Raw genomic sequence first — 17,730 nt, 5'->3', positions numbered from 1 at the left:
ATGGAGGGCCACGATCCCACATCCGACATCAAGACTGAGCGGCGCTACTACGGCCGCTTCAAGACCACGGTGCGGCGCTTCATCTTCTTCAGCACGGTGCTGGTGGTGACCACCGCCTCCAGCCTGTGGCTGGCGGACCTGTTCTACCGGGACGGCTACCACAAGGTGAACGGGATCCTGCTCGGCATCTTCATCATCCTCAACGGCCTCCTCACCCTCGGTTCGCTCCATGCCGTTTTCGGCGCGATCGACATGCTGCTGGGGCGCAGGCAGGCGGTGCGCATCACGAAGCTGGCCGATGGAATGGACGGCCCGCTCTCCCGCCGCTTCGCGGTGGTCATGCCGATCTACAACGAGGACTCCCACAAGATCTGCGCGCGCATCGAGGCGATCTACCGGTCGATCGAGGCCACCGGCCACCTGGAGTCGTTCGATTTCTTCATCCTCAGCGACACCCGCGACCTCGACCTGTGGGTGCTGGAGGAAACGGCCTGGACGAACCTCTGCCGGAACCTGGACGCCTTCGGCCGCATCTACTACCGCCGCCGGAAGAAGAACGAGAACCGGAAGGCCGGCAACATCGGCGACTTCGTCCGCACCTGGGGTGGCGGCTATGAGGGCATGGTCGTGCTGGACGCGGACAGCCTGATGGACGGCGCGGACATCCTCAAAATGGCCCGCGTGATGGAGGCGCACCCGCGCCTCGGCATCCTCCAGACCCCGCCGAAGCTCATCCGCGGCAACTCCATCTTCACCCGCCTGCAGCAGTTCGCCATGCGGCTCTATGGCCCGCTGTTCATCCGCGGCCTGAATTTCTGGCAGCTCGGCGGCGGCAGCTACTGGGGTCACAACGCGCTCATCCGCCTGAAGCCATTCTCCGACTACTGCGAGCTTCCCGACCTGCCCGGCAAGGAGCCTTTCGGCGGGAAGATCCTGAGCCACGACTTCGTGGAGGCCGCGCTGATGGTTTCGCAGGGCTGGGAAGTCTGGCTCGCCTGGGACATCGAGGGAACCTACGAGGAAGCCCCGCCGACGCTGGTGGACCACCTCATCCGCGACCGCCGCTGGTGCCAGGGCAACCTCCAGCACATGTGGCTGATCTTCGCGCGGAACCTCCCCTTCAGCGTGCGGATGCACCTTTTCATGGGCATCATGGCCTACCTGGGCAGCCCGGTCTGGTTCCTGTTCCTGCTCACCGGCACCTGGCTGGCATGGGAGCGTGCCAACAGCGACCTGAGCGCCCTGCCTTTCGAGAGTTTCGTGGAGCGCTGGCTGCACATCGGCCGCGGGGAGCAGAGCATCATCCTCACCATCTTCGTCTTCACGCTGCTGTTCCTGCCGAAGATCCTGGCCGTCACCGGAGCCATCCTGGTGCCGCGCATCCGCCGCTCGTTCGGTGGTTTCTTCCCGCTGGTCACCGGACTGACCGTGGAAACCGTCGTCTCCATCCTGCTGGCCCCGTGCATCATGGCCTCCCATACCATGATGGTGGTGAGCATCTTCCTCGGCCGGGCGGTCGGCTGGGGCAACCAGAACCGGGAAACGGACGGAACCGCGTGGGCGGACGCCTTCCGGGTGCATCTGTTCCCCACCGTGCTGGGCATCGCGTGGAGCTTTGTCGCGTTCAAGATTTCACCCACTTTCGCCGCGTGGATGTCCCCCATCCTGCTCGGCCTTGTCCTTTCCATTCCGGTTTCGGTCATCACCAGCCGCACCCGCTACGGCAAGGCGCTGCGGCGGAGCAACATCCTCGCCACCCCTGAGGAGATCGACACACCGTCCGTCATCCTGCTTGCAGATGCCGCGAAGTCCTCCTACGACCCGGCACTGGACTCCTCCGCTGAACACAGGCAAGGCGTCGTCGCAGCCATTGTGGACCCTTACGTGAACGGCGTGCACGTCTCCCTGCTGGAGTTTTCCGAACTGACCCCGGCCGGGGAAGCCCTCGCCGAGCGCTGCCTGAGCGAAGGACCCGCGGCCCTCTCGAAAAACGAGATGTCGGAGTTGATGTATCTCGCCCCCGCCATGCTCCACATGCACCGCTCCGTCTGGCTGCGCTCCACGGAAGGCATTCACTCCGTCTGGACGCAGGCACTGGAAAGCTACCGCCGCCGGCTGGACAGCCACACGACGGAGGCCTGAGCCGCAATTCCCGTTTGCCCCGGTGCCGCTCCACGTCTAGACATCGGGCCAGCAGCAACCCATGGCCGAGAAACCATTCTTCTACCAGGACCCATTCCCGCTCGGTCCGGACACCACGGAATACGAACTCCTCACCACGGAGTTCGTCTCCACGGCGGAATTCGACGGGAAGACGATCCTCAAAATCGACCCGCAGGCCCTGACCCTCCTCGCGGCAGAGGCGATCAAGGCCGTCAATTTCACCCTCCGCCCGGCCCACCTCGCGCAGGTGGCCGCCATCCTGGATGATCCGGAGGCCACGGACAACGACCGGATGGTTGCACTGATGCTGCTGAAGAACGCGGAAATCGCCGCGAAGGGCATCCTCCCCGCCTGCCAGGATACCGGTACCGCCACCATCGTTGGCAAGAAAGGCCAGCAGGTCTGGACCGGCTGCGATGACGCCGAATTTCTCTCGAAGGGCATCCACCAGACCTACACGAAGGAAAACCTCCGCTACTCCCAGACCGCGCCGCTGGACATGTATGAGGAGGTCAACACGAAGACCAACCTGCCCGCGCAGATCGACCTCTACGCGACCAAGGGCGAGTCCTACAAATTCCTCTTCGTCAGCAAGGGTGGCGGCTCCGCCAACAAGACCTTCCTCTACCAGGAAACAAAGGCGCTGCTGAACCCGAAGCGGCTGAAGGAGTTCTGCGTGGAGAAAATGAAGTCGCTGGGCACCGCCGCGTGCCCGCCTTACCACATGGCCTTTGTCATCGGCGGCACCTCCGCCGAGAACTGCCTGAAGACGGTGAAGCTGGCTTCGACCAAATACTACGACGCCCTGCCGACCACCGGCAACGAGCATGGCCGCGCCTTCCGCGACATCGAACTGGAGAAGGAACTGCTGGAACTGGCTCGAAATGTAGGCATCGGCGCGCAGTTCGGCGGGAAATACCTCGCGCTTGATGTCCGGGTCGTCCGCCTGCCCCGTCACGGTGCCTCCTGCCCCGTCGGCCTTGGCGTTTCCTGCTCCGCCGACCGCCAGGCGAAGGCAAAGATCACCAAGGACGGCATCTTCCTCGAAAAGCTGGAGAAGAATCCCGGACGTTTCATTCCGGAGAAATACCGCGACTGGAAGTTCAAGGGCGTCACCATCGACCTCGACGAGGGCATGGAGAAGACCCTGGAGACGCTTTCCAAATACCCCGTCACCACCGCGCTTTCCCTGAACGGCACCATCATCGTCGCGCGGGACATCGCCCACGCGAAGCTCAAGGAGATCCTGGAAACGGACGGGGAACTGCCGGACTATTTCAAGAAATACCCCGTCTACTACGCCGGACCGGCGAAGACGCCCGCGGGCATGGCGAGCGGTTCCTTCGGCCCCACCACCGCGGGCCGGATGGACAGCTATGTCGATCTGTTCCAGGAACACGGCGGCTCCATGGTCATGCTGGCGAAGGGCAACCGCTCGAAGCAGGTGACGGACGCCTGCAAGAAACACGGCGGCTTTTACCTCGGCTCCGCCGGTGGTCCCGCCGCGCTGCTGGCACAGGACCACATCAAGAGCCAGGAGGTCGTCGCCTTCCCGGAACTGGGTATGGAGGCGGTCTGGAAAATCACCGTCGAAAACTTCCCTGCCTTCATCCTGGTGGACAACAAGGGGAACGACTTCTTCCAACAGATCAACAACTGCCCCGTTTGCTGAGACACCGCATGAACCTCCGGAAATCCCTCCTGTTGCTTGCTCTCGGCCTCACCGCCGGGTTGCTGCCCTCCTGCTCCATCATGCAGAAGCCGGGGACAGGGCTGGCCGCCTACCAGAACTATGACCGCCCGGCGAAACTTCCCGGAAACCCGGACAACGTGACGGTGAAGATCTCCATCCGCCGCCAGCGCGCGTACGTGATGGAGGGACAGGAAATGCTGCTGGCCATGCCCGTTTCCGTCGGCACGCCCTCCACCCCCACCCCGCGCGGGCATTTCCGGATCACCGACAAACAGGAGAAACGCCGGACCAAGAACGGCTCCCCCACCCCCTATTGGTGCGGATTCGCCCCAAAGCTGGGCTTCCATACCGGCTGGCTGAAGCACTATCCCTGCACGGATGGCAGCATCCGCATGCACGAGAACCTGGCTCCGAAATTCTTCCGCCTGGTGAAGCGCGGCACTCCGGTCGAAATTTCCTATGCCCAGACCGAGGATCTAACCCACTGGCGCATGCCCCTGCCACCCGACTCCGGCCCGCTGCCGGACTACCCGGCCAGCTTCTACAAGGGCGACGGCTATTTCAACCGGCACAAGGAGCCGGTATTCCAGTAAGAGCCACCCTTACTCTTGAACCTGCGGGAGGGTTGTCCAAACTCGCGGCATGCCGGATCAGGACGATCTCTTTTCCCCTTTCTCTCCAGAAAAGCGCATGGCGCATCTTGGCGCGGAGCTTTCCCGCCACAATCTCCTCTACTACACCCAAGCCGCTCCCGAAATCTCCGATGCGGAGTATGACAAGCTGTTCCGGGAACTGGAGGATCTGGAAAAGGCGCACCCGGAGTTCGCCAACCCCGACTCCCCCACCCAGCGGGTCGGTGGCGAGCCTATTTCAGGCTTCGTCCAGATCCAGCACCGGGTGCCGATGCTGAGCATCGATGATGTCTTCGAACTGAAGAAAGAAGATGAAAGCACCATCCCGGAAGCCGAACTCATTTCCTTCTACAACCGGCTGCGCAAGAACCTCGGGAGGGAAGACATTTCGGTCACCGTGGAGCCGAAAATCGATGGTGTTGCCGTTTCGCTACTCTACGAAAACGGGAAACTGAAATACGCGGCCACCCGGGGCGATGGCACCACCGGGGATGACATCACGCACAACGTGCGGACGATCCGCAGTGCCCCCCTTTCCCTCCCCTCCTCCGCCCCGGCTTTGCTGGAGGTTCGCGGGGAGATCTTCATGCCGAACGCGGCGTTCGCGGCGATGAACGCAGAGAGGGATGAGGCCGGGCTGCCTGTTTTCGCCAACCCTCGCAACTCGACCGCAGGCACGCTGAAGCAACTGGATCCGAAGATCGCGGCGAAGCGGCCGCTGCGGTTCATCGCGCACGGATTGGGTGCCTATGAGGGGCCGGTATTGGCGAGCGAGGATGACTTCATCTCGCTGCTGCGGTCGCTGGGTCTTCCGTCGAATGACCCGCACCTACGTGCTGATAACCTTGAGGAGCTGTTGGTGGCGGTCGCCACCATCGAGAAGGCACGCCACGATTTCGACTACGGAACGGATGGCGCGGTCATCAAGGTGCGGGATCGGTCCGAGCGTGAGAAACTCGGCACCACCTCCCGCGCCCCGCGCTGGGCGGCGGCCTACAAGTTCCTGCCGGAACAGAAGGAGACGGTCATCAATGACATCCTCATCCAGGTGGGACGCACCGGAGTGCTGACCCCGGTGGCGGATCTCACCCCGGTCCTCATTTCCGGCTCCACGGTTTCCCGCGCCACCCTGCACAATCAGGACGAGATCGACCGCAAGGACATCCGCATCGGCGCGACGGTGCTGATCGAAAAAGCGGGTGAAATCATCCCGGCAGTGGTCCGGGTGCTTTCGCACAAGCCGGGTGCTGCTCCCTACAATCTCTTCGCCGCCGTCTCCGGAAAATGTCCCTCCTGCGGTGGTCCCATCGAGCAGGAGGAAGGCTTCGTGGCCTGGCGATGCGTCAACTTCCAGTGCCCGGCGCAGGCTGTCACCCGCATCTCCCATTTCGCATCGCGCAAGGCCCTCGACATCGACGGACTCGGCGGCATCGTGGCGGAGGCGCTGGTCCGCCATGGCCATGCCAGCACGCCGCTGGACCTGTTCAACCTGACGGAGGAAACGCTGGCCAACCTCAACCTGGGCACCGAGGAGGCTCCGCGACGCTTCGGGGAAAAGAACGCCGCGAAGGTGCTGGCTGCCCTCGAAGCTGCCCGCACGAAGCCGCTCAACCGCTGGCTTTTCGCCATGGGCATCCGCCATCTCGGCGAATCCGCGGCGAAGGAACTGGCACGCCTGCACGAAAGGCTCAGTGCCATCCCTGAGTCCCACATCCTCTCGGAACTGCTGAAGGACACGCGGGCGACGGCTAAGAAGCAGAATGCTTTCCTTTCCCAATACAACATCACCGGAGATGTGGGACCAAGCGTTTCCGCGTCGATCACCTCCTTCTTCCAGTCGGAGGCGGGAACCCATGTCATCGAACGGCTGAAAGATCTGGGGATCGATCCGGTTTCCGACAACTATCTCCCCGTCCTGGATGCTGCGGATCTTTCCTCCCTTCCGCTGGCCGGAAAGACATTCGTCATCACCGGGACGCTCACCATGGATCGCGACGACATGAAGGCGTTGATCGAGTCCAAGGGAGGCAAGGTCACAGGCTCCGTCTCCGCGAAGACCCACTACGTGCTGGCCGGTGAAGGCGGCGGATCGAAGCGGGACAAGGCGGAGAAGCTGGGGGTGGCCATCATTTCGGAAACGGATCTGGAAGGGCTGCTCGGCTGATTTTTCCGTCACACCTGGACATTCCGGGAAATGGAGCATTACCACGCTCCGGCTGAACCCACGGAGCGGCGGCCGACCTTCCATGAAAGCCCTCAGTCTCGCGGCCCTCCTGCCGCTGGTCCTTCCATTGCCATCCGCTGCGGTCGAATACGTCGCCATCAATGCGACGAACGTGCTGGCGGATGCGTCGCGGAAGCCCATCGGCATCAACATGGACTACCTGATGGACTCGGACCGGCGTCGTCCAAGTGCGCCGCGCAGCACGGAGGCGGCGATCCGCGAGATGGGCGTGCGCTTTCTCCGCTACCCGGGTGGGGAGAAGTCCGACTCCTACCTGTGGTCGGTCGCGCCATGGAACGGGCCGAAGCCGACGCTTGCCCGCACCGGCCCCGGCGAATGGCCTGCCAACGACCGGGGGCTGACCGCCAGCAATGACGGCGCGTGGATCCCGGGAAAAGAGCCGCTCGATTTCGATGAGTTCATGACGCTGACCCGCAACGTCGGCGGGGAGGCGGTGATCGTCGTCTGCTACGATGCGATGTACAAGGCGCAGACGACCAACGGCACCCGCCCTACACGCGCACAGCTCATCACCAGCGCGGCGGAGTGGGTGCGCTACTCCAACATCACCAAGGGTTACGGGGTGAAATACTGGGCGATCGGCAACGAGACGGACTACAACAGCGACGGGAATCCGGGAGCGAACCAGTATGCCACGGACCTGATCGACTTTTCCAACGCGATGAAGGCGGTCGATCCGACGATCAGGATCGGTGCGCAGGGCAAGACCAGCGGATGGTTCCAGACGGTGCTGTCACGGGCGGCGGCGAAGATCGACTTTCTGGATGTGCATGACTACGCGGGCAGCGACTGGGGCCTGGGCTACGACAGCTTCCGCAACTATGCCAAAGACCTCACGGCCAGCGCGAACATGGCGGTCGCCGCGATCAATGCCCATGCGCCTGTCGCGGACCGGGACCGGCTGAAGGTCATTGTTTCGGAGATGGGGGCGCACAGTTTCACCGGGGCCTGGGATACGGGCAACGACATCGGCCATGCGATCGTCCTGTTCGAGCAGATCGGCAGGCACGTGAAGATGCCGAAGGTGGACTCCGTCCAGTACTGGAACACCCGGTGGGTGGACAACGACGTCTATCAACTGCCGGTGGGGACGACGAACCTGCTGTCCAACGGTGGGTTCGAGAACGGGCTGGACGATTGGCCCATCAGCGCGGATGCCACGGCAGGCAACACCACCACCAGCACAACCGCCGGAGATATCCGCAGCGGTAGCCGGGCGCTGCGTGTGGCAGGCAGCACCTCCGGCGGGCGGCGGCGGGATATCACCGCGCTGGTGCCGCCTGACAGCACCTTCACCCTCACCGCATGGGCGAAGATCAGCAATGACGAGGTGTGGAGCAACGGCGGCATCAGCTTTTACAAGAACGGCACGCGCATCCGCAACCTGCAGTGGGACTTCTCCGGCAGCACCTACAAGGAATACACGAGGCGGTTCCGCAGCGGACCGGACTATGACAAGGTGGAGCTGTGGGTCGCGAAGGGTGGCGGCACCAGCGTGCTGTGTGTGGATGATTTCCAGCTCGTCACCGGCGGGCGTCCCGGTCCTCTGACGGCGTTGAGTTCCACCAACGACCTGTTCGCCAGCGCGCGGGTGCTGGCGATCTGGGGTGAGTATCTGCAGGACAAGGTTCTGAGCACCGCCAGCACGACCGACGTGCTGGTGCATGGGAGCCTGAATCCCGCCACCAACCGGATGACGGTCTTTCTCATCAACAAGCAGACCGCCAGCCGCGAAGCGGTGCTGGATCTGAAGAACTACACCGCCCCGGCATCCGCGAAGCGGCGGGTGATGAAAGGCACCCACCCCGGCGACTACATGCCCACCTGGGAAGCGGCGGCGGATTGCCCCATCGCGGCGAACAAAATTTCCCTCACCCTGCCCGCGCTGTCGATCACGGTGCTGGATCTCGTCACGGCTCCGGTGATCACACAGCCTGCAGCCAATTCCGTGACACTCCCCCTGACCAGCTCCACGGCACCTCTCACCGTCCTCGCGGATGATGATGACGGGGAGGCAAACCTCACCTACACTTGGACGGTCGCCGGCGCTCCACCGGGGCCGGTTTCGTTCTCCACCAATGGGACCAACGCCGCGAAGCATACGACCGCCACCTTCACCACACCGGGAACGTATGAGCTGCTGGTTACGGTCAGCGATCTGAGCGGAAACAGCACCACTTCCGGACTGTCCGTGGAGGTGGCCCCATCCTTTGCCCTATGGGCCCAGGCCGCCGGCCTGCCTGCCGGACCGGCGAGCGATACGGACGGCGACGGAGTGCCTAATCTGGTGGAGTATGCCCGCGGCACGGACCCGTTGGTCCCTGATCCGGCCACCCACGCCAACGGCGGCATCCCGATCCGGGAGGAGGGAAATTTCATCCTCCGCTACCGCCGGGATCTTTCCAGGCCGCGGCTCCAGATGAGTGTGGAAAGATCCGCCAATCTCCGGGACTGGAGCACGGACGGCGTCACCGACCGGGAAACCTCCACCGACGGCAGTTTCCAGCACCGTCAGGCGACCATTCCCATCCTCGGCGATCCGGGTTTCCTGAGGGTCAGAGTTACCGAGGTGAATCCACCGTAAGTTCCACCTGTCACTTCGTTTTCCTTGCCGGGCGGCGGGCATCCCACCACGCTTCGCCCGTGGCCGAGGAGGACGACCAGGATCCCAATGACGAAATCATCCGTGCGATCGAAGCGCGGGATGGTTCCGCCCTTCTCGCCGCCGCCGGAGACGTCCACTACGCCGACCTTGCGCAGATCTACGAGGATCTGGACGACGAGGACCGGGACTTCCTGATGAAGACCATCGGGCCGGAGCTTGCCACCGACCTCGTCGCGGAACTCCCCTACCCCCTCATCGAGGGTGCGCTCAACCATTTCAAACCGGCCCAGCTCCGGGTGCTGCTCGGAAACCTCTCCGACGACGACCGGGTGGACGTTTTCCAGGTGGTCAGCGAGGAGGCGCAGGTTCGCTTTTTCAGCCTTCTCGGCCCCCGGGACAAGGAGCTGACGAAGAACCTCCTCAAGTATGAGGAAGACACGGCGGGCGGACGGATGACCACCCACTGCGGCCGGATCACCGCGGACATGTCGGTCAAGCAGGCCATCACCGTGCTGCGCCGCGACCGTGAGAGCGCGGAGACGCTTTCCCGCATCTTCGTCGTCGATGACCAGGGACGCCTCGTCGGAAAGATCCGCCTCCGCGATCTGGCCTTCAACACGTGGGACACCCCCATCCATGACATCATGCAGGACGCGGACGAGTATATCCTCGCCACCGCGGACCAGGAAGAGGCGGCACGCATGCTTTCCAAATACGACCTCGTGGTGCTGCCGGTGGTCGATGAATTCCATCATCTCCTCGGCGTCATCACCTATGACGACGCGCTCGAGATCGTCCAGGAAGAGTCCACGGAAGACCTTGAGAAGATCGCGGGTATCTCCGGCGAGCAGTCGGAGGTTTCCTACCTCAACACGACGGTCACGACGCAGTATAAACGCCGTGTCGCCTGGCTCGTCGGCCTGGCGTTCGTCTCCATCGCGTCCGGCTACGTGATGTTCCGTTTCAACAATATCCTCGGCCAAGCGAAGCTGCTTTCGCTGTTCCTGCCGATGGTCGTCGCCGCGGGCGGCAACTCCGGCGGGCAGGCGGCCACCATGGTCATCCGGTCGATGGCACTGGGGGAGATCAGCACCGGCAACGCCCTCCGTGTGGCGTGGAAGGAAACCCGCACCGGCTTCTTCCTCGGTCTGTCGCTCGCGGTGGCCATCGCCGCGTTCATCACCTTCATCCTGCCCCATCTCCAGCGCGGAACGGGTGCCGATTTCGACTTTCCGCACCTCGCCGCCGCCGTCTCCGTCGCGCTCACGGTGCAGGTGCTGTCCGCCACGGTGCTGGGTGCGCTGCTGCCCATCTGCGCCCGTGCTATCAAGCTGGACCCCGCGGTGGTTTCAGCACCCTCGCTGGCGTCCACCGTGGACGTCTCCGGGATGCTGATCTACTTCACCGTGGCTGCGGCGATCCTGGGGCTGTGAGCGGTGCTTCCGGGCCGATGCCGGAAATGGTTTGTCAACCTGCGGCGGGCTGATTGAAAGTGAGGGATGATCGGGGAAGTGATGCTCCGGCTTCACTGTATCCCCATGAAATTCCTCCCCGTTTTCCGTGCCTTGTTGATGTCCGTGTTCGCGGTGGCAACCTGTCCCGCCAACGACGCTGACCGTGCGGTCCTGCTGGACAAGGTGAAGGAGATCAACACCGGCGGGGTTCCAGGAGGACTCTGTGTGTATGGTCCGGAGGCCTTCGTGGTGGTGGCCGGGAAGGAAGGAAAGGACGGGATGCTGCCGGTGGTGGCGGCCTCACGGATGGGTAAGGGCCGGGTCGTCGCGTTCGGACATGATGGCTTCCTTTCATCGGTGGATCAGAAGGACACGGGACGGTTGCTGGTCAACTCGATCCGCTGGGCGGCGGGAGCCAAGGAGAAGCCGAGGATCGGGCTGTTCGCGATCCACAACACACCGCGCATGCTGGCGTTTTTCCAAGCGGCGGGAATGGAAGCGGTGAACCTGCCTGCGCAGCCGGGCCCGCTGGATCTCGGCGGGATCGATGTGCTTTGCCTGAACGGCATCGGCCTGGAGGAAGGACAGGTGGATTCCATCGAAACATGGGCGCGTGCGGGAGGCGGGCTGGTCGCGGGTGTGACCGGCTGGGGCTGGGTCCAGATCCGTGGAGGGAACGACCGTGGGAGGCTGGCCACGGACTGCGCCGCGAACCACCTGCGGAAGAAGGCGGGCATCGTCTTCAGTTCATCGACACCGGGCCGGACGGCACCGGAGGGTTATGTTACTGGCGGTGAACTACACGCCATCCACGCAGGAGATGCCCTGGATGCCCTGCTCCACCACACGGGCGGGAGGATACCCATCGCAGCAGGGCATCTCAACCGTTGCGGCGTGACGCTCGGTGATGCGATCCGCTCGCTGCCGCCGGACGATGAAATGTTGCGACCGCAGCTTGATGGTCTGCCCGTCAGGGGCGGTCCCTTCACGCCTCTCCGCCCCGATGATATCCTCCAACGGTTGGTTCTCACACGGGATCTGGAAGCGATGCGACGGGCGAAACCGGAGGAGATCAAGGCGCATGAAGCCTCCCGCATCTTTCCCGGAGTGACGCCAGCGGAAGCCCCACGGCTCGAAAGGCACACCGCTGCCCTCGACCTGTCCGTCCCCCAGTGGCAGGGACTGGGCCTTTACGCACCCGCCGGGGAGGTGGTCCGCATTTCCATCCCGCCCGAGTTCGCCGGCAAGGGTCTCGCCGTCCGCATCGGCTGCCATACGGACACGATCTGGCATCTGGACGTGTGGAAGCGCGCTCCGGAGATCTCAATGCGGAGGATCCTGAAGGAACCGGTGACTGCCGTCGCCAGTCCGTTCGGCGGACTGATCTACATCGAGATCCCGCAGGGAGGACCTGAGATGAAGATGGAGGTCACGGTTTCCGGAGCGGTGGAGTCACCCCGTTTCGTGCTGGGGAAATCCAGCACTACGGATTGGGAGCGGATGAGGAATCTCCAGGCTCCATGGGGTGAACTGGAAACGAAGAAAGTGGTGTTGAGCTTGCCAAAGGCCATTCTGGAGAAAGTGGATGATCCAAAGGCGCTGTTGGAGTTCTGGGATCGCGTGCTGGATGCGCAGGCTGACCTGAGCACCATCCCGCACGAACGCAAGCGGCCGGAACGGATCGTCCCCGACCTTCAAATTTCAGGCGGCTACATGCACAGCGGCTATCCGATCATGACGCATCTCGATGGCAGTGCGGAGACGGCGGCGAACCTGGAGCGACTGTCGGCGGGAAGCTGGGGGCATTTCCATGAACTGGGCCACAACCACCAGCAACCGGACTGGACCTTCGACGGCACGGTGGAAGTCACCTGCAATCTCTATACCCTGTATGTGACGGAGATGCTCTGCGGAAATCCGCCGAACCGCGGTCATGAACAGATGCAACCGCTGGTGGTGGCTGCGAAGTTGCGGCAACATCTCTCCCAGCCGGACAAGTTCGAGCGATGGAAGAAGGATCCGTTTCTCGCACTGATCATGTATGACCAGCTCCGCGCCGCCTTCGGCTGGGATACCTACAAGAAGGTCTTCGCGGAATACCGCACGCTGGCAAAGGACGAACGCCCGAAGAACGACGATGAGAAGCGCGACCAGTGGATGGTGCGCTTTTCCAAGGCGGCGGGGAAAAATCTCGGCCCTTTCTTCGAGGCATGGGGAGTGCCGACCAGTGAAGCGGCCCGCCAATCCATCGCGGACCTGCCGGAGTGGATGCCAGGTGGGTAGTGGACGAGCGGCGATGGAGCGCGGACTTCAGTCCGCCCCGGAGAATCCGTTGCTTGCGAAGCCAAGCGGACTGAAGTCCGCGCTCCGTTCGTCTCCCGGCAGCGGGAAGGCGCATCGACGTGCGCCGCTCCAGTACTTCGCCACCCGCGTCAGAACTGCAATAGTCTGTCCGCTTCTTTCAGGAGGAACGTGGCATCCTGGAAGGGATCATAGCTGACTTCCATCCACCGCATCTGGCCCGATCCGTCGATGAGGAACGTGCCGTGGAGTGGCTTTTCCTCGAAGTCATCATGGCATCCCCAATCCTTGAAGACTTTCAGGTCGGGGTCGGCCAGGAGCAGCATGCCGCCGCTTTTCGATTTGTCCGCGGTCTTCCGCAGGCCCATCGGTTCCTCGCTGCCGATGGCCACCATTTCGATCCCCCGCTTTGCGAACTCTTCCGCGCGCTTCGCGAAGTCCGTCAACTGCTCCATGCAGTGGACGCAGTCACTGCCCAGATAGAAGACCACCACCACCGGCTTTCCGCGCAGCGTGGACAGACCGCGCATCTGGCCCTCCACATCCGCCAGATGGAAGTCCTTGCTCGCTGCAGGCTCCCACAGCAGCGGCCCCATCTTGGCCATCTCCGGCCTCTCCCCCACATCCTTCCTGACCTCAGGGGCAAGCCGCCACTCCTTGGGAAAGCCAAGTTCAACGACCAGTGCATCCATCCTCGCGGAGATCGCCAAATCCCGATCCATCGCCGCGCTCCGCTTCCGCAGCGTCTCGAAATGCTTCTTCGCTCCGTCCGTTTTTCCGGCGGTTGCCAGCACATCCACCCGGACGGCCAGACCCATCGCATCCTGCGGCAGCTTGCCAGCCACCTCCACCGCCTTCTCCTTGTCCCCGCGTTTCAGATGATACCTCACCAACCGCTCGGCGGGCGTATCCTTCGCCTCATCCAGCAGTTTCGCGATCTCCTTGCCCCCGGCGTCCTTGTTCATCGCGACAAGCGCGGCCAGCTCCGCGATCCCCTGCTTCACCCACTGGCGGGCGTCGGGCAACTTCTTACCCTGTTCATCCACTCCCGGCTCCTTGTCACCGATCTTCTTCCGCAGCTTCTCCAGTTCCGCCAGACTGCTTTCCAACCGCGTCCTGTCCTCCAGGAAAAAGGCCGCCACGCCCATGGATCGCACGCGCACGATCTCATGCAGAGCAATGTCCGTCGGGTCCAACCAACGTGAGCCCTCCAGCGCGATCACCTCATCCCATTTCTCGAATTTCAGCAGCGTCTCCAGCAACCGTGTCCTGCCGTGCGATGCCACGTGCTTCGGGTTCTCCAGGCTGTTCGATTTGGGATGGCGCGGCACCTCCACCATGTTCCTGGCGATCGCCAGCGCCTCCCCCGCCCTGCCCTGCTCCCGCAGGGTTCTCACCAGCCATTCCTGGTTGTGGGCGTAGTTGTGGATCTGGTCCGGACGGATCCCTGTCCTGGCGATGTGGCCGTGATCGACCCGTGACGATGCTTCCTGGTGCCACGCCGCATCCTCATGGCGGCCCAGCTTCCCGTAGATATGCCCCGGCATGTGCCACATGTGCGCGATGGTGGGAGCGGATGGCCCGCAAGCGGCCGCAGATTCCAGTCCCCGCGCCGGTTTCCCCTCATCCCACAGATGGATGCGGTAGTGGTGCGCCGGATGCATCGGTTCCTTGGCAAGAACCTCCCGCAGCAACGCGTCCACCGACTCCCGACTCACCATGGCGACACCGCCATCCTTCGACTTCCAGATCGTCCAGGCCAGCAGCGCCTTCGCCTCCACATCCTCCGGATGCTCATGCACGATGCCCTCCAGATCCTTGATGAGGTCCATGTAGCGCTGCTTCTTGTCCTTCTTCAGATCGCCGTAGAATTTCTGCCACGCGGCGATCCAGAGCTTTTCCCTCACGCTGGCCGAATCCCTGCGCTTCACCGCCTCCGCGATGAATTCCGCCGCACGCTTTTCATTGTTCACGTTCGCCAGCGAACATCCCCAGTAGCCCATGGCCATCCCCGGATCCAGCTTCAGCGCCTGCCGGAACGACCGCTCCGCCTCGTAGAACCAGAATCCATGGAACTGGGCGACGCCCTGGTTGAAAAACTTCCGCGCCTCTCCGCTGCCGGTGGTCACGGGAAAGTCCACCTTGCCACATCCCTCCAGCAGCACCGCCGCCTGCCGCGGCCCCTCATTGAACGCCTGACCATGGTCGGAGTGCCCCGGCAGGGGTTCCTCCGCTTGGAGCAGCGGCAGACAACAGAGCAACGGAAGCAATCGGCGCATCGGCATGGGAAAGGAAGATGGGTTCGGTTATCCCCGGCCCCGCATCACGCGGACCCGGGGAAAATTCCAGCCCCATCCCTATCCTCCGGGCGACCCGGCCTACAAGAGGTTTCCCATCACACGAAAGTGCGCGGCGGTGCCTCTCACTGGCCCAGCCAGATCCAACGGACGCCATCGATGGCGATCAATCCGTCCGTGCCGGTGTTCGAGATCCCAAGCTCCGCCGGCTCCCCCGCCTTGAAGGCGAATTCACCGATGCCGACCCACGGGAAAGGCGTCGTTTCCTCGCGCTGGTTCAGGGTGATGTCCGCGGTTCCGCCCGCGTGCTTCACCGTGACCGGCGTGTTGGTGGCTTGCGTCTTCGCAGGGCGGAAGGCGACACTGACGCGGTAGCGGCCGGACTGCGGGAGCGTGGTGGAGAATTTTCCGGAGACCGGGGCCTTCACGCCACGCAACGAGATATCCTGCTGTGATCCGGGACCGTAGAAGACATCCGGAGTGCGTTTCCCACCCGACAGGACGATCTCAGGGTAGGCTCCCTTCCATTTCCCGGTCAGCTCGGCGTCGAACTCATCGACGGTCACATCGGAGTGCTGCGCGGCGCCGACGGGCACCTCCACGGTCACGAGGCGTCTGAGGCCCGCCTTGTCCTCGACCAAGAGGCTGACGAGATGGTTCTTCTCCGACTGGAACGTGTGCTTCGTGCTTTCCGTGGTGGCGTCCACGGTTCCGTCGCCCTCGAAGTCCCACCATACCTTGGTGATCGGTTCCTTCAGGTCACCGGATTTGATCGAAAAAGTGACACTGTCACCCGGGCGGGCTTTGGAAGGTGTCGCCACGATCTCCACCTGCGGCTGGTAACCGGCATCCAGAACCGCGCCCTCCTTCGTGAGGATGGAGCGGAGCTTTTCCACATCCACATCCTGCACGGTCGAGTTCCCGGTGATGGCGAGGTGCGCCGCATTTCCCGCCGCCTGGCCCAGCATCATGTAGACCGGCTCCATCCGCAGGGAGGCATAGGCCACGTGGGTGGCGGAGATGCAGACAGGCACCAGCAGGTTGCCCGGCTCCGGCGGAGTGATGCAGTCGTAGGGGATGTCGTAGTTGTCCACCGACACGTGGCGTGTCCGCTCCACCACCGGCACCCTCCTGTGCGTGATCAACTGCACGATGTGGCAGTCGATGCCGTAGGACCCGGCGCAGATCCCGCGCGGCTTGTAACGCTCCTGCGTCAGGTCACTTTCACGCAGCACGTAGTTCGAGACCATCCGGCGGCCCTCCCGCACATAGAGCTGGAACGGAAAATGCCCGTTGTCCGCGAACTCATCCTTCGGCAGGCCCCACTTCATCGCATCCTCACGGAAGGCGGCGGGAAGCTCCGGATCATTCTGGAGATAGTAGAGCAGGCTCAGGAAATAGTCGCGGTGCTTCGCGGCGATCCTGTCGCGCGTTTCCCAATCGCCCTCCGCATAACCCTCCGCACCACCGCGGAGGTCACACCAGTTGGTGTCGAGTTTCTCGTTCGGCCCCGCCTTCCGCTCGGCGTTCACATACAGACCTGCGAAGGTGGTGATGCCCTGGGAAAGGATACGCTTTCCATAGGTCTCACGCCATGGAGCGGGGTCATAGATCTCCGGCTTCGGGAACAGGACGCGGTTCTCCGTGTTGGAGGTGATGGACACCCGGTAGTTGTAGGCCTGGGTGCGGTGGTCACCCAGGCCGCGGATCTGGTCCGGCCCCATGTTGATCCCGGCCAACGTCTCACCGAACTCCGTCCGGCTTTCCCGTCCAACGCGGTAGGGAACCAGCGCACCGGCCATGAGGTCACCCTCATAGCTGGCGTCGATGAAGACCTTCCCGCTGAATGTCCGTGTCGTCTTTCCCTGAAGGTCATCCACCGTCAGGGAGGTCACCTTTCCGCCGTCCTGCGTGACCGACCGGTAGCGGTGCTGTCTCCAGATGCGGATCTTCGGCTGCTCCTTCAGCATCGCCTCAAAAGTCGCTTGGGCGATCCGAGGTTCATACTTCAGTCCGTTATGGCAGGTGGCGACCTGTTTCGAGTCCGCTCCGTAGGTATCGAGGTAGTGCTTGGCGACCCGTTTCAGGAAATCATCCGCCAGACCGCCAACGGTCGCGCGGTCACCGATGTCCGTGTCCACCAGACCTCCACTGACCATGCCGCCGACGTGGGCGTTGATGTCGATCAAGGCCACATCATGACCCTGCCGGGCGGCGGCGATGGCCGCACTGATGCCCGCCGGGGTGCCTCCATAGACGACCACATCCGCACTCTCCCCCGCGAGGGAGCGCAGCGACATCACCAGTGACAATAGAACAATGCGATTCATGGGACGGATC

Annotated in this window: 9 protein-coding genes; 7 read left to right on the top strand and 2 right to left on the bottom strand. The window is 63.2% G+C overall.

What is annotated here, in order from left to right:
- The 7 genes from mdoH (at nucleotide 1) to KF712_01875 (ending at nucleotide 13,075) form a co-directional block, all read left to right on the top strand.
- Entirely contained in the window at nucleotides 1-2,142 is a 2,142-nt protein-coding gene (gene mdoH / locus KF712_01905; protein ID MBX3739718.1) for a glucans biosynthesis glucosyltransferase MdoH, read from the top strand.
- Between the two features lie 61 nt (nucleotides 2,143-2,203).
- Complete coding sequence (locus KF712_01900) at nucleotides 2,204-3,835, top strand: fumarate hydratase (protein ID MBX3739717.1); 1,632 nt, start codon at nucleotides 2,204-2,206, stop codon at nucleotides 3,833-3,835.
- An 80-nt stretch (nucleotides 3,836-3,915) separates the two neighbouring features.
- Nucleotides 3,916-4,449 (top strand): L,D-transpeptidase, encoded by a 534-nt coding sequence (locus KF712_01895; protein ID MBX3739716.1) that lies wholly within the window; start codon nucleotides 3,916-3,918, stop codon nucleotides 4,447-4,449.
- 49 nt (nucleotides 4,450-4,498) lie between these two features.
- Complete coding sequence (gene ligA / locus KF712_01890) at nucleotides 4,499-6,652, top strand: NAD-dependent DNA ligase LigA (GenBank protein MBX3739715.1); 2,154 nt, start codon at nucleotides 4,499-4,501, stop codon at nucleotides 6,650-6,652.
- An 82-nt stretch (nucleotides 6,653-6,734) separates the two neighbouring features.
- Nucleotides 6,735-9,317, top strand: coding sequence for a carbohydrate binding domain-containing protein (locus tag KF712_01885; protein MBX3739714.1), 2,583 nt, complete (start codon nucleotides 6,735-6,737; stop codon nucleotides 9,315-9,317).
- Between the two features lie 95 nt (nucleotides 9,318-9,412).
- Nucleotides 9,413-10,771, top strand: a complete 1,359-nt coding sequence (gene mgtE, locus KF712_01880) for a magnesium transporter (protein ID MBX3739713.1) — start codon at nucleotides 9,413-9,415, stop codon at nucleotides 10,769-10,771.
- A 105-nt stretch (nucleotides 10,772-10,876) separates the two neighbouring features.
- On the top strand, nucleotides 10,877-13,075 hold the full coding sequence (locus KF712_01875; GenBank protein MBX3739712.1) for a M60 family metallopeptidase: 2,199 nt from the start codon (nucleotides 10,877-10,879) through the stop codon (nucleotides 13,073-13,075).
- Between the two features lie 149 nt (nucleotides 13,076-13,224).
- On the opposite strand, the gene KF712_01870 is transcribed toward KF712_01875, so the two are convergent.
- Nucleotides 13,225-15,372 carry a redoxin domain-containing protein gene (locus KF712_01870; protein ID MBX3739711.1) on the bottom strand — a complete coding sequence of 716 codons (2,148 nt, stop codon included), beginning with the start codon at nucleotides 15,370-15,372 and terminating at the stop codon, nucleotides 13,225-13,227.
- Nucleotides 15,373-15,515: 143 nt separating this feature from the next.
- Nucleotides 15,516-17,720, bottom strand: coding sequence for an FAD-dependent oxidoreductase (locus KF712_01865; GenBank protein MBX3739710.1), 2,205 nt, complete (start codon nucleotides 17,718-17,720; stop codon nucleotides 15,516-15,518).
- Between the last annotated feature and the right edge of the window lie 10 nt (nucleotides 17,721-17,730).

The sequence above is a fragment of the Akkermansiaceae bacterium genome (genome assembly GCA_019634595.1).
Classification (GTDB): domain Bacteria; phylum Verrucomicrobiota; class Verrucomicrobiia; order Verrucomicrobiales; family Akkermansiaceae; genus Luteolibacter.
This window is presented reverse-complemented; position numbering and strand designations above follow the sequence as displayed.

Coding starts and splice junctions, on each gene's coding strand:
- mdoH (MBX3739718.1), top strand. CDS start 1: ATGGAGGGCCACGATCCCACATCCGACATCAAGACTGAGCGGCGCTAC.
- KF712_01900 (MBX3739717.1), top strand. CDS start 2,204: ATGGCCGAGAAACCATTCTTCTACCAGGACCCATTCCCGCTCGGTCCG.
- KF712_01895 (MBX3739716.1), top strand. CDS start 3,916: ATGCAGAAGCCGGGGACAGGGCTGGCCGCCTACCAGAACTATGACCGC.
- ligA (MBX3739715.1), top strand. CDS start 4,499: ATGCCGGATCAGGACGATCTCTTTTCCCCTTTCTCTCCAGAAAAGCGC.
- KF712_01885 (MBX3739714.1), top strand. CDS start 6,735: ATGAAAGCCCTCAGTCTCGCGGCCCTCCTGCCGCTGGTCCTTCCATTG.
- KF712_01875 (MBX3739712.1), top strand. CDS start 10,877: ATGAAATTCCTCCCCGTTTTCCGTGCCTTGTTGATGTCCGTGTTCGCG.
- KF712_01870 (MBX3739711.1), bottom strand. CDS start 15,372: ATGCGCCGATTGCTTCCGTTGCTCTGTTGTCTGCCGCTGCTCCAAGCG.
- KF712_01865 (MBX3739710.1), bottom strand. CDS start 17,720: ATGAATCGCATTGTTCTATTGTCACTGGTGATGTCGCTGCGCTCCCTC.